The following is a 13281-nucleotide window of genomic DNA, read 5'->3' as shown; positions in this document are numbered from 1 at the left end:
GATGCAGATTTCGGCCGTCGTGATTACAAAAAATGCAGAGCACACTATTGGGCGCTGTCTTGAAAGCGCTCGTGAGGTGGCAGACGAAGTCATAGTGATCGACTCGGGCAGTACGGATCGCACTGTCGAAATCGCGTCTTCCTACCGCTGCAAAGTCATATCCACTGCTTGGCTTGGGTACGGCCCCACCAAGAACATCGGCCATAAAGAAGCTCAATATCCTTTCATACTGTCGCTGGATTCCGATGAAGAGCTGTCCCATGATCTCATAGAAGAAATTAACAACATTAAATCCAGCTTAACTGGAGCTTACAGATTCCGCCGGCTGAACAATTATTGCGGACAGTGGATAAGATATGGTATCTGGAATCCCGACAAAAAGATTCGCCTGTTCCCGCGGCATGTCAGATGGAACGAGGCCGCAGTCCATGAACAACTGACCTTGTCAGGGCTTACTGTAGAGGACTTAAAAGGAAAGCTACTTCATTATGCCTATAGCACAAGAAGTGAACTTGCTGCCAAAACCAGAGCATATGCTGTACTCGGATCGGCAGACCAGCTAAAGCGAACTTCTATAGCACTATTTTTCAAGATGGTGTTCTCTCCAGTAAGCATCTTTGTCCGATCCTACTTTATCAAGCTTGGATTTCTGGATGGCGTAGCCGGCTTGATTATTAGCAGCTTTGCGGCCTTAGGCACTTTTCTGAAATACAAAATGGCATTGTCGAAAAAAAGGAGCCGGCTATGATATACCTTTCCGGATACGGTCAAATGTGCAACAACATCGTACAGTTTGGACATTACTATGCATTTGCACGCGAGAATAACCTCAAAATCATCGGACTAAGGTTTTGTTACAAATATCCTTATTTCAATATCAACAACGAACGTGGGTATAACTGGATCACCTATTTATCAGCAAAATATGGCGCAAAATTAGGTATAATACCCAGCATCGAACTTAACGAACCTGAAGAAGATCAATCGCAAAAAACTGAACTGCTAAAAACCAGCAAGCTTATCCTGGTCAACGGCTGGTATTTTCGCAAGTATGAGCTGTTTCTGAAATACCGGCCGGAAATCAAAAAACTTTTTGACTTTAACACCAGGACTCGCAATGCCGTGGAACAATTTATGGCATCGCATCCGGCAAACAAACCGCGTATTGGCCTTCATATCAGACGGGGCGATTACGCTACCTGGCACGATGGCAAATACTTTTTTTCTGACGAAGATTATGCGGAGATCATATCAGGCTTTCTTCAGGAGTCTGGGATGGATGACGTAAGTATTTATATCGTCAGCAATCACAAGGTTGATGTCGACGTTTTCCAAGGGATAACAAAACAGCGATGCTATACACTAAACGGAAATCCTGGAGAAGACCTCTGTCTGCTTTCAAAATGTGAGTATATTATAGGCCCACCAAGTACCTTTTCCCTCGTCGCATCTTTCTATTCAGATGCAGATTTGTACTGGATTTTTGATAAGCACAAGCCCTTAGCGAAGAAAGACTTCAGGAAGTTTGATTACTGGTTCAGGAACATCATCTAATAACTTTGAGAAACCTGCTACGATCTGTACTATATTTGAACCGTTAACTTAAGCATTTGGATGAGCTCTGCAGCAAACATTTCGAGGGTCATTGGGCCAATTCAATATAGTTTTGAGTTCTCGGTATGTACCTTTGTTACACGCCAGGAAGAGTATGAAGCTATGCTTAGTTCCTTTTTGGCTGCCGGATTTACGGACAATACAGAATTCATGCATGTCGACAATCGGAATGGCTGTACGTTTGACGCCTATGCGGGTATAAACCGGTTCCTTCGGGAAGCCCGTGGTAAATACATTATCATTTGCCACCAGGATATACTGATCGAAGGTGATAAGATCGAGAAACTTCGTCACTTACTGAAAGAGCTCGACGAACTCGACCCCGCCTGGGGGATATGCGGAAACGCCGGCGCAGCTGCGCCAAATCATGTGGTGTACCATATTACCTATACAGATGGCAGCCTTGTGTCAAAAGGCAAATTACCTTTGAAAGTAAGATCGCTCGACGAGAATTTCCTGCTCCTCAAAAACGGAATCCCATTAAATGTATCCGGCAACCTTTCAGGCTTTCACATGTATGGCACTGATCTGTGTCTGCATGCCGAGATGAACGGTTATAGTGCATATGTGATCCCCTTTAACCTTACACACAAAAGCCGCGGCATCCGTGACGAGGATTTCTACAGGATACGCGGAAAACTGGTAAAAAAATATAACCAGTTTTTCCAAAGCCGGTGGATACAGACGAATACGACAGTATTCCATCTGTCAGGATCTATTATGCGTCCACTACTAAATAATCCGCTAAGTCTTTTCTTATCGAGGATCGTGAACGGCGCGAAAAAAAGGATGATAAAATGAAGAATGAACTCATTTCTATTGCCCTGTGCACTTATAATGGTCAAAAGCATATCGAGGCTCAACTGGACACCCTTCTCGCACAGGACTATCCTAATCTCGAAGTGGTGATTGTAGACGACTGTTCTTCCGACAGCACGTATGACATTCTGGAGTCTTACCGCGACCGAAACAAGCAAATCCGTTTATATCGGAATGAAAACAATATTGGCTTTAACCGAAACTTTGAGAAGGCGCTTGGGCTTTGTGAGGGAACCTACATTGCCATTGCAGACCAGGACGACGTATGGGATCTGCAGAAACTTTCAAAACTCTACGCAGCTATCGGTTCTTCGTTGCTGATCTATCACGACTCGGCTGTTATCGAAGAAGATCGGCTCACAGGAAAGAGATTGTCAGACGGACATCGCTTTGTTAGCGGACAATGCGAACAATATCTCCTTTACAACAATTGCGTTTCAGGTCATGCGAGCTTATTCCATTGTTCACTTAAGGCATATGTATTGCCATTTCCGAAAGAAACATACTATGACTGGTGGATGGCTTACACCGCCGCCTCTTTAGGCAGAATCAAGTTTATAACAGAGCCTTTGGTGAGCCATCGCAGGCATGCCTCCAATACAACATCTTCTGACACACGTACGACCGAACGTACACGACGCATCAATACACTTAAGCTGTTTAAAAACCATGCTGTTACTCCCCGCGCGACAGGCAAGCTGATCGACCGGCTCCTAGACGGATATGCAGTACTAGAGCGGCAGCCGTTTTCGCGCACACTTTTGGTAACGTTGCTTCGACATAGAAGCAAACTTTTCTTTGTCAGAAAACGGTCGGCTTTCACTTTATTCAAATTTATCCTTAATGAATGCCTTGCCAACTCTGGCCGGTTCAATAGTAAACGTTAATGAGAGACTTTATAGCAACAATTTTCAATATACTATCCTCAAAGCGGAAGCAGCCGCTGGCTCAAGCAAAATCAAAGAGCTTGCTGATTGTTGACGACACGCTGCCGCTCTATGATCAGTCGTCAGGATCAAGACGGCTGTTTGAACTGATTAAGATCTTCCTGCAGATGGACCTTAATGTCATATTCATTGCAGACGACGGCATGCGAAAAGAACCCTATTATTCACAACTCCGGTCAATGGGCGTAGAGGTAATATGTGAGGACCGTGCCGTCGCGCAACGATTGTTGAATAAAAAGCTTAACCTGATTCATTATGCCTGGTTGTCCAGACCGGCGCTAAACAGCCGGTTTCAACCTCGATTAAATAAGCATACAAAGAAAATCTTTGATACTGTCGACCTCCATTATGTACGGATGTTACGGCAGGCGGAAGAAACACAAAATCCCAGGTTAAGGAAAAAAGCACTTGAAACAAAAAAAAGCGAGTTGTACCTCGCCCGTCGAAGCGACATCACCGTTACGGTTACCCAGGTTGAAAAAGAACTACTGATAAATGAGCAAATCAAGAATGTCTGGGTCGTACCCAACATCCATTCGCGGGCGGTTGGGGATGTCGCGCCTTTCCCGTCTCGAAAAGGGATTCTCTTTATAGGAGGATACAAACACGAACCGAATATTGACGCTGCGCTCTGGTTGGTAAACGAAATTATGCCGGATGTTTGGAAGGAAGATCCCGACGTCGAATTAACCCTGCTCGGAAGCGACCCTACAAATGAAATTCTAAATTTACGATCTGGGCGGATTCATGTACCGGGTTATGTAAAAGACGTTTCCGAATATTTTATAAATCACCGGGTTTTTGTGGCACCGCTACGTTATGGGGCCGGAATGAAAGGCAAACTTGGGCAGAGCTTTGAATACGCTTTACCCATTGTATCTACCCAGGTCGGTGTTGAAGGAATGGGTCTAGTCGACGGGAAACATGTCCTGATTGCCGACACAGCTAAATCTTTTGCCAATCAAGTAATGAGGCTCTACAACGACGCACAGCTTTGGGCCAGGCTTAGCAGCAACTCGTCAGAAGCCATATCAGAATATAATCCTGAAGCCATCGGGAAAACTATAAAAGAGCTTATTGCACATTTGGACGACCAGAACTTTTCATAACATGACGAGCAAAATATCCATCATAACGGTGAACCTGAACAACGCTTACGGCTTGGAGAAAACAATCAGAAGTGTGACTGAGCAGACATTCCGTGACTTTGAGTTCCTGGTCATTGATGGCGCCAGTACAGACGGCAGTAGAGATATCTTAGGCAAATACAAAGATAAAATAGACGTCCTGATCAGCGAGCCCGACACAGGCATCTACAACGCGATGAATAAAGGCATTAGACAGGCTTCGGGCGACTATCTGCTGTTTCTTAACAGTGGAGATTATCTTCATGACAATATGGTTTTGCAGAGTGTCGCGTTATCTATTGCGGGCAACAAGGACATATACTACGGCAATATAATCTATGAAGAGCCTGGAAAACAACAATTCAGGACCTTTCCCCCGTTATTATCGTTTTCGTTTTTTATTGAACACAACATATCACACCAGGCAAGCTTTATCAAACGGGAATTATTTCAGAAATTCTTCCTCTACAATGAAAATTTCCGAATAGTGTCAGACTGGGAATTCTTCATCTATACCATATGTAAGGAAAATGTTTCATATCAACATTTAGACATGATCATTACAAATTACGATGCGACGGGCATCTCTTCCGAGATAAATAATCACGTATCCATGCACGGCGAACGCAACCTGGTCCTGAAACGACATTTTCCAGCCTTTTACGATGATCGTGAAACCCTTACAGTATTAAGATCGAGGCGTGGTCGCCAATTCTTAAAAATCCGGAAGCATAAAGTTGCATGGTCATTGCTAAAAAGTATGATGAGTATAATCACTGTTTTTCTCCCACAGGAGAAATAAGCATTGTCATCTTTTATCCAATTTTCGGTGAAGTTCCACGGTTAGACCCTAACTATACTTAACTTAGCGTTTTATACCCGTTTAATGAAGATATATTTCAGACTTCTCTCCTTTGCAAAGCCAATTGAAAAATTTGCGATTCCTTATATCATTGCTACACTTATTGCCATATTTTTCAACACCGCGCTGTTCACCCTTATCGGACCTTTGCTTGAGACGCTGTTTACAGGAAGTTCCTCCACTACACGAAATATAGACACCTCCGATGCATTTTTTGACCCTGTCGGCAAATACAACGAGTATGTCAATTACATGATCCAGACAGAGGGAAAGATCTATACTTTGAAGATCGTCTGCATCACTATTGTTGTCGTTGTTATTCTCGCCAATCTCTTTCGCTATCTCTCTCAGCGTTATATGGAAGATTTGAGGGTGCATACATTGTTAAACCTCCGCCGGACCGTATTTAATAATGTCATGGACCTCAATGTTGGGTTCTTTAACAATGAGCGAAAAGGAGACATTATATCAAAAGTCGCTTCAGACGTGCAGATCGTTCAGTTTACCGTTACAAATACGCTTCAGGTAGTCTTTAAAGAACCCGCGCAATTGCTTTTCTATATTGCTATCCTGTTGTCTATTTCGGTTAAACTCACCCTCTTCTCACTTTTGGTAATCCCGGTTGCGGGACTAATCATAAGTAAGATCGTTAAACGCCTTAAGCAACAAACAAATCAGTCTCACGAATCATTCGCCAAGATGCTGGGCTTCCTTGACGAAGCGCTGAGCGGAATCAAGATCGTAAAAGCCTTCAACGCTACCGGGCGAACAAAGGAACGCTTCAACGAGGAAAACAAGTTCTATTCTTATTTGAACCGGAAAATTGCAAGGCGCCAGCAATTGGCTTCGCCTGTATCTCAAACGCTCGGTGTAATTGTTGTTGCAGGAATTGTCCTTTATGGAGGCATGCTTATTTTGAATGGTCAGGGTGATCTTACACCGGCCAAATTTCTGGTATATATTGCTACTTTTTCGCAGGTAATGCAGCCTGTTAAGGCAATAAGTGATTCATTCAGCGGAATTCATTCCGGAATTACTGCAGGTGAGCGCGTACTTGCGCTCATAGACACTAAACCGGCTTTTAGCGACAAACCGGGGGCGAGGCAAGTCGAGACATTCGATAAAGCACTTAGACTTGAACACGTGACCTTCGGTTATGGGGACAAGATTGTGCTTGATGACATCAGCCTTGAAATCAGGAAAGGTCAAACAGTCGCTTTAGTAGGGCCCTCAGGAGGGGGAAAAAGCACCCTTATGGATTTGATACCTCGTTTCCACGAACCCATTTCCGGAACGCTCTACCTCGATGACCAGCCTTATGTCGACCTGAATACCGAAAGCATCCGTGCACAGATGGGCATTGTAAATCAGGACTCCTTCCTGTTTAATGACTCAATCTACAACAACATTGCTTACGGTAAGCCGGGGGCAACAGAGCAAGAGGTCGTCCGCGCAGCCGAAATCGCGAATGCACACGAGTTCATTCTGAACACCGAGGAAGGATATCACACCAATGTGGGCGACCGCGGCAATAAATTATCAGGAGGCCAAAGGCAACGAATCTGCATAGCCAGGGCAGTACTTGCCAATCCGCCTGTCATGCTGCTTGATGAGGCGACCTCAGCGCTCGATACAGAGTCCGAAAGACTTGTGCAAGACGCCTTAAATAACCTGATGAAAAACCGCACATGCGTGATCATCGCCCACAGGTTAAGTACCATTCAGCACGCAGATAAGATTGCAGTTATCGAGAAAGGGAAGATAGTAGAAGCCGGCAATCATACTGAACTACTTGCTCAAAACGGCCTCTATAAACGTCTGATTTCCATGCAGGCGTTTAATGATTAGAGGATAATAAATAATATGGACGATCAGTCAACACGCCTTCTAATTGATCACCAGATCTTCTCCCTGCAAAGTTCGTACGGAGGAATTTCACGGTATTTTGCAAATATAATCTCTCAGTCAGAAGCACAAAAGCACCTCCGCGTTTCGCTTGGCGTTTTATACAGCACAAACTATTACTTGCAATCACTGCTAACCCCCCGGCAAAAAACCGTTGGCAAAATGCTGTTAAAGAAACAAAGAAAGATTTACAAATGGAACCAAAAATATAGTGTGCATCTCTTGAAAAAAGAGTCTTACAATATCTTTCATCCGACCTATTACGATCCCTATTTCATACCATACTGCAAGAGCGGTTTTATTCTGACTGTCCACGACATGATACATGAGCGTTATCCTGCTTTCTTTGATCGAACAGACCCTACCGCTGCGCATAAAAGACAATGTATTGAGGAAGCATCGCATATTATCGCTATATCTGATACAACAAAAAAAGACCTCATAGACATCCTGGGAGTACAGCCTGACTGTATTTCGGTTATCCATCACGGCTACAAAAGCTTGTCCGAATCTACACATTCAGAACCAGATCGTTTCAGGGAATACCTTCTCTTCGTGGGCGACAGGGGTGGATACAAGAACTTTATAGCGTTCGTTACAGCGGTGGCCCCGATCTTGTCCGAAACACAAGATTTACATTTGGTCTGTGCTGGCGGAGGAGAACTGCAAACTGCCGAAATAGAGCTTCTGCGCCGATTTAAAATATCTAACAAGGTCATTCAGATCAATGCACACGACGGGGAGTTAAGGGGTCTATATGAGAATGCACTTTGCTTCGTATTTCCCTCCTTATATGAAGGATTTGGCTTCCCAATTTTGGAGGCTTTTGACTGCAACTGCCCCGTATTGGCGAGCGATACCCCTTGTTTCAGAGAAATCGGCGAGGGTGCGGTTCGCTATTTTGACCCGACTTGTCCTCAAAGCATCTATTCCGAAGTTAAGGCGGCATTGTACAACTCATCACTGCGGGCTAACTTAAATGCTGCCGGAGCAATCCAGCTAGAAAAATTCTCTATCGCAGAATCACTTGAAAAAACCATAGATGTTTACAAAAAGTTCCAGAAATGACCAAAGCGTATCAGGTTAAGTCGCCCATCCTTTTTTTGGTGTTTAACAGGCCGGAAGTAACAAAATTAGTGTTCGATGAGATCAGGAAGGCGCAGCCTTCGCGCCTGTACATAGCCGCGGACGGCCCCAGAGGCAATCGTCCAGACGAAACAGACTTATGCAAAAAAGTTCTTGAAATCGTCGATCAGATAACCTGGCCTTGTACCGTTCAGCGCCTTGTCAGGATGGAGAACCTGGGCTGCCGCGACGCAGTTTCCGGAGCGATTGACTGGTTCTTTTCAAACGAACCGGAGGGCATTATTCTTGAAGACGATTGCTTGCCCGAACCGGACTTTTTTCGCTATTGTGATTACATGCTGGAACATTTCCGGGATGACACGCGCTTCAGGCATGTAGCCGGTTGTAATCTGCAACTCGGGAAAATATGGAACACTGCCAGCGTATATTATTCCAACCAGACAAACGTTTGGGGATGGGCAAGTTGGGCGCGTGTGTGGAAAGATTACGACAAATATTTAAGCCGATACGAAGCATCGGAAGTAGAGGATCAATTCGCCAAAATATTCAGTGACCATTTTGCTGTTGAGTTTTGGGTGCAAATTTTTAAAGACTTAAAATCCGGCAAGATAGATACCTGGGATTATCAGCTTACCATCATTAATTTCTTTAATAACGGGCTGTCGGTGATTCCAAATGTGAGTCTCATTAAGAACATTGGATTTGGCAAAGGGGCAACACACACATTAGATGAGGCGAACGCGTACAGCCAGATCGAAACGGGGACTCTTGGACAAATCACGCTCCCCAAGTATGTGCTTCCGCAAAAAGATGCAGACTTTGCCGTTACTTTCAGAGAACTCAATCTGAAAGAAAAATGGCGGGTATATAATAAGCCCAAAAATAGAATCCGTCGTTTCCTAAAACTTTAGGCAAGCTTTACCGAAATACCATTCTCCGGATAATCCAGGTTACAAGAGAAGGCACCGGCCTTTTTAAGGCAAGGTACTCGCCGCTAACAGACGCTATATATATAATGAACTTGAAAACTCTCGTTGGCTTGTTATTAAGTAGCAAGCCCAGATACTTCTTCAGTGCCCTTCTCGAGAATTTTGATTTGGATATTGATGCGCCTAATATGGCGTCCCTTTGCTCGGGAAAAACTTCCAGAATAGTTATAGCGCCCCCTAAGTAAACAGCATATAATAATCGCTTAATATATTCGAAGTTAGCACGTTTCGAGGGAATAATATGCGTCAACTTCAAGCCGGGGGAGATGCCTGCTGCTGCTCCGCTTTTTAGGACAAACAAAATAATCTGAACGTCACCACCACTACTCAGCGCATCGCCTGTTCTATCCGGAAGCGTGAACTCTCCATTTTTGGTCCGGCGCGCAAATTCTTTCAGATAGGATGTTCGTACACACATCCCCGTGCCAAAAGGATAACATGCTTGCCATGACCTGATATTAGCATATTCAACATGAGTGCTGCGCCTCTCCTGAAATACCGACCTGGCAAACGCTTCAATGCCTGGTTGAATGCCATCGATGAAATCAACGTCAATGTTTCCGGGTCCCCATGCTACTACATGGCTGTGCCGTTCGATCAATACCAATAGCTCCTGGAGATAATGGCTCTCCGGCCCATTATCGTCATCAAAAAAAACAACATGCCTTCCTGCCGCAGCGTTAATACCCGCCATCCTAGCTGGAGTAAGGCCTTGTTCCGGCTCTAAAAGAACCTGGAAATTCGATAATCTACTCCGGTATCTTTCGATATAATCTTGACCCGCGAGAGGAACGGTACTATTGTTATCGACGAGTATAATCTCATAATCCAAAGCACTTTTGTTTAAAGCGTCAACTGCAGCCAAGCAACGCCCGAGTATTCTAGGGTCGGGATTATAAGTGCAGATGACTATAGAAAAGTCGAGGTTCATGTTCTTCATCGGATGCTAAAATAAGAAAGCTGCTTTTAAGCAGCTTCTTTATCTGTGTGTAGGTAAACGGACAGTTTACAACTTCCGCTTCACCTCTACCTGCTCGTATGCTTCCACAATATCCCCCACTTCAATGTTATTGAAGTTGTGAATGTTCAGACCGCATTCATATCCAGCACTTACTTCCTTGACGTCGTCCTTATAACGTTTCAATGAAGCCAGCTCACCGGTGTAGATCACCACACCGTCCCTAACGATACGAATTTTACTGTTCCGGTTTATCTTACCATCCAGTACCATACATCCGGCGATGGTTCCTACTTTTGTGATTTTGAAGGTATCCCTGATCTCCACATTAGCCGTAATTTTCTCTTCGAACTCCGGAGCAAGCATGCCTTCCATCGCAGCTTTGATCTCGTTGATCGCATCATAGATGATGGAATACAGCCTGATATCAATCTGCTCCGCTTCAGCAAGTTTACGTGCACCGGTTGAAGGTCTAACCTGGAAACCGACGATGATCGCATCAGAAGCTGATGCCAGCAACACATCCGATTCAGAGATCTGACCCACACCTTTGCTGATTACGTTAACCTGTATCTCTGGTGTAGATAACTTCAGCAGGGAATCAGAAAGTGCTTCGATAGATCCGTCCACGTCACCTTTGATGATCAGGTTCAGCTCCTTGAAGTTTCCAATAGCCAAACGTCTTCCGATCTCGTCCAGTGTAATATGTTTTTGCGTACGCAAACCTTGCTCCCGCATCAGTTGCAAACGCTTATTCGCAATTTCCCTGGCCTCTACCTCACTCTCAAGCGCATTAAATCTGTCGCCCGCTGTAGGTGCGCCCTGCATACCCAATACCTGTACCGGTACACTAGGCCCAGCTTTATCAACTTTCTGACCGCGCTCATTAAACAGGGCCTTTACCCGGCCACTGTAACTTCCTGCCAGAATAGGATCACCTATTTTCAGGGTACCAGCCTGAACAAGCACGGTAGTTACAATACCACGTCCTTTATCCAACGTTGCCTCAATAACACTTCCCGTAGCACGCTTGTCCGGGTTAGCTTTAAGCTCAAGTAATTCAGCCTCCAGCAATACCTTTTCAAGAAGCAGATCCACATTTAATCCGCTCTTACCCGATATTTCCTGCGACTGGAACTTACCGCCCCAATCTTCCACCAGGATATTCATCATCGAAAGCTGCTCTCTGATCTTATCAGAGTTGGCTCCCGGCTTATCTATTTTAGTGAAAGCAAATACCAATGGAACCCCTGCAGCCTGTGCATGATTGATGGCTTCCTTGGTTTGCGGCATCACCGCATCATCCGCAGCCACCACAATAATGGCAATATCCGCAACCTTGGCACCCCTTGCACGCATGGCGGTAAACGCTTCGTGACCTGGTGTATCCAGGAAGGTCACTTTTTTGCCGGTAGAGGTCGTAACCATATAGGCACCGATGTGCTGGGTAATACCACCCGCCTCACCGGCAACCACATTTGCTTTCCGGATATAATCCAGCAACGAAGTCTTACCATGATCCACGTGACCCATAATCGTCACAACCGGAGCTCTAGGAAGCAGATCCTCTTCATTATCCTCCTCCTCAATCAGCACGTCGCTTTCATCATCCGGCTTCACAAACTGGATCTCGTAACCGAACTCATCCGCCACGATCGTTAGCGTCTCCGCATCCAAACGCTGGTTGATCGACACGAACATACCTAGGCTCATACATGTCGCAATGATCTTGGTAACCGGCACATCCATCATACTGGCCAGTTCGTTTGCTGTAACAAACTCTGTAACCCTCAACACTTTGGATTGCAGTTCCTGTTCCATTGCCGCCTCATCAGCAGACATGGCCACATCATCCCGCTTCTGGCGGCGAAGTTTGGCACGTTGCGCAAACTTGCCAGATTTGCCTGCGCCGCTAAGACGTGCAAGCGTTGCCTTAATCTGGTCTTGTATTTCCTTTTCCGTTGGCTCCTCTTTAGGTCCGGCAGCAGGTGCTCCCGGTCTGTTGTTATTTCCCCTAAAATTAGGTCTGCCGCCCGGATTATTTCTGAAATCAGGTCTGCCGCCCGGACCGCCCGCAGGCCGTGCCCCTGGCTGACCAAATTGCCCGCCCTGCTGACCCGCACCTGGCGTAAAGCCCTGCCCCGGAGTCTTCTTGCGTTTGCGCTTTCTCTTCGCGTCAGCGCTGTCTGCCGAAGAAGCTACAGGCTGCGATTTACGCTCAGGAGTAACAGGCAAGGTAATTCGCCCTACAATATTCGGCCCCGAAAGCCTTACGGAGCGAGCCTTAATCACTTCCTCGTCAGGCTTTTCTACCGGCTTAGCCGGAGCGGCTTCTGCCGGCACCTGCGCAGCTGGAGGAGTTACCTCCTTAGCTGGCTCAACTTTCTCTACCTTCGGCTCTACAGGCTTTTCAACCTGTGGCTGCGGTGTTTCGGCCTTAGGGGCTTCCTTCACCGGTTCTTTCGGTACGTCCGGAGTCTCCTCCTTCCTTGGTGCTTTCGGTCTGTTTAAATCATCAAGATTAATCTTGCCGATAACTTTAACCCCCGGAAGCGCCCCATCTTCGGTTTTATCGGCATCCGGTTTATCCTGTGCCGCCGGCTTTGCAGGAACATCCTCCTTAACCTTTTCGGCAGGAGGCGTGTAAGCACTTAAATTCTTGATCAGAACGCCTTCGTTCTCAAAATCAACATTTTTCTTTGGCGGCTCCGGTACACGCTCAGAAACTTCTGGCTCATCACGACGAATTTTACCAATGACAATTTGATTGGCTTCTTCTTTTACGATCTTATCGCCCTGAAACTCCTTAAGCAACGCGTTGTACATATCGCGGCTAAGTTTAGTAGTGGGTTTATTCTCAACAGAAAAGCCTTTCTTTTCCAGGAACTCAACAGCCGTAGCAATCCCTACGTTAAGTTCCTTAACTGCCTTAAATAAAATTATTGGTTTGTCGTCTGACATTGATCTCCTTTTT

Annotated in this window: 11 protein-coding genes; 9 read left to right on the top strand and 2 right to left on the bottom strand. The window is 45.5% G+C overall.

Features of this window, described 5'->3' with window-relative positions:
- The first annotated feature begins 1 nt into the window (after nt 1).
- The 9 genes from QEP07_RS11665 to QEP07_RS11625 all read left to right on the top strand — a co-directional run bounded on the left by QEP07_RS11665 (nt 2) and on the right by QEP07_RS11625 (nt 9271).
- Nucleotides 2–748: a glycosyltransferase family 2 protein gene (locus tag QEP07_RS11665; protein ID WP_285010282.1), complete on the top strand. Its 747-nt coding sequence runs from the start codon at nt 2–4 to the stop codon at nt 746–748.
- Complete coding sequence (locus QEP07_RS11660) at nt 745–1554, top strand: alpha-1,2-fucosyltransferase (protein ID WP_285010281.1); 810 nt, start codon at nt 745–747, stop codon at nt 1552–1554. Before QEP07_RS11665 ends, QEP07_RS11660 begins: the two co-directional genes overlap by 4 nt.
- A gap of 60 nt (nt 1555–1614) precedes the next feature.
- Nucleotides 1615–2415 carry a glycosyltransferase family protein gene (locus tag QEP07_RS11655; RefSeq protein WP_285010280.1) on the top strand — a complete coding sequence of 267 codons (801 nt, stop codon included), beginning with the start codon at nt 1615–1617 and terminating at the stop codon, nt 2413–2415.
- Entirely contained in the window at nt 2412–3320 is a 909-nt protein-coding gene (locus QEP07_RS11650) for a glycosyltransferase (RefSeq protein ID WP_285010278.1), read from the top strand. The genes QEP07_RS11655 and QEP07_RS11650 overlap by 4 nt, the downstream gene beginning before the upstream one ends.
- Nucleotides 3320–4489, top strand: coding sequence for a glycosyltransferase (locus QEP07_RS11645; RefSeq protein WP_285010276.1), 1170 nt, complete (start codon nt 3320–3322; stop codon nt 4487–4489). Before QEP07_RS11650 ends, QEP07_RS11645 begins: the two co-directional genes overlap by 1 nt.
- A gap of 1 nt (nt 4490) precedes the next feature.
- Nucleotides 4491–5309 carry a glycosyltransferase family 2 protein gene (locus tag QEP07_RS11640; RefSeq protein WP_285010275.1) on the top strand — a complete coding sequence of 273 codons (819 nt, stop codon included), beginning with the start codon at nt 4491–4493 and terminating at the stop codon, nt 5307–5309.
- 84 nt (nt 5310–5393) lie between these two features.
- Nucleotides 5394–7217, top strand: coding sequence for an ABC transporter ATP-binding protein (locus QEP07_RS11635; protein WP_285010273.1), 1824 nt, complete (start codon nt 5394–5396; stop codon nt 7215–7217).
- 15 nt (nt 7218–7232) lie between these two features.
- Nucleotides 7233–8342, top strand: coding sequence for a glycosyltransferase family 4 protein (locus tag QEP07_RS11630; RefSeq protein WP_285010272.1), 1110 nt, complete (start codon nt 7233–7235; stop codon nt 8340–8342).
- Nucleotides 8339–9271, top strand: a complete 933-nt coding sequence (locus QEP07_RS11625) for a nucleotide-diphospho-sugar transferase (RefSeq protein WP_285010271.1) — start codon at nt 8339–8341, stop codon at nt 9269–9271. Before QEP07_RS11630 ends, QEP07_RS11625 begins: the two co-directional genes overlap by 4 nt.
- Nucleotides 9272–9278: 7 nt before the next feature.
- Here the strand turns inward: QEP07_RS11625 and QEP07_RS11620 are convergent, their stop codons facing one another.
- The gene (locus QEP07_RS11620) at nt 9279–10280 is read right to left on the bottom strand and encodes a glycosyltransferase family 2 protein (protein WP_285010747.1); all 1002 of its coding nucleotides are present in this window, start codon (nt 10278–10280) and stop codon (nt 9279–9281) included.
- Between the two features lie 75 nt (nt 10281–10355).
- On the bottom strand, nt 10356–13268 hold the full coding sequence (infB, locus tag QEP07_RS11615) for a translation initiation factor IF-2 (RefSeq protein WP_285010269.1): 2913 nt from the start codon (nt 13266–13268) through the stop codon (nt 10356–10358).
- Between the last annotated feature and the right edge of the window lie 13 nt (nt 13269–13281).

The sequence above is a fragment of the Pedobacter faecalis genome (assembly GCF_030182585.1).
GTDB lineage: Bacteria > Bacteroidota > Bacteroidia > Sphingobacteriales > Sphingobacteriaceae > Pedobacter > Pedobacter faecalis.
Note: the sequence above shows the minus strand (reverse complement) of the source record. Positions and strands in the feature narration are given on the sequence as shown.

Coding starts and splice junctions, on each gene's coding strand:
- QEP07_RS11665 (WP_285010282.1), top strand. CDS start 2: ATGCAGATTTCGGCCGTCGTGATTACAAAAAATGCAGAGCACACTATT.
- QEP07_RS11660 (WP_285010281.1), top strand. CDS start 745: ATGATATACCTTTCCGGATACGGTCAAATGTGCAACAACATCGTACAG.
- QEP07_RS11655 (WP_285010280.1), top strand. CDS start 1,615: ATGAGCTCTGCAGCAAACATTTCGAGGGTCATTGGGCCAATTCAATAT.
- QEP07_RS11650 (WP_285010278.1), top strand. CDS start 2,412: ATGAAGAATGAACTCATTTCTATTGCCCTGTGCACTTATAATGGTCAA.
- QEP07_RS11645 (WP_285010276.1), top strand. CDS start 3,320: ATGAGAGACTTTATAGCAACAATTTTCAATATACTATCCTCAAAGCGG.
- QEP07_RS11640 (WP_285010275.1), top strand. CDS start 4,491: ATGACGAGCAAAATATCCATCATAACGGTGAACCTGAACAACGCTTAC.
- QEP07_RS11635 (WP_285010273.1), top strand. CDS start 5,394: ATGAAGATATATTTCAGACTTCTCTCCTTTGCAAAGCCAATTGAAAAA.
- QEP07_RS11630 (WP_285010272.1), top strand. CDS start 7,233: ATGGACGATCAGTCAACACGCCTTCTAATTGATCACCAGATCTTCTCC.
- QEP07_RS11625 (WP_285010271.1), top strand. CDS start 8,339: ATGACCAAAGCGTATCAGGTTAAGTCGCCCATCCTTTTTTTGGTGTTT.
- QEP07_RS11620 (WP_285010747.1), bottom strand. CDS start 10,280: ATGAACCTCGACTTTTCTATAGTCATCTGCACTTATAATCCCGACCCT.
- infB (WP_285010269.1), bottom strand. CDS start 13,268: ATGTCAGACGACAAACCAATAATTTTATTTAAGGCAGTTAAGGAACTT.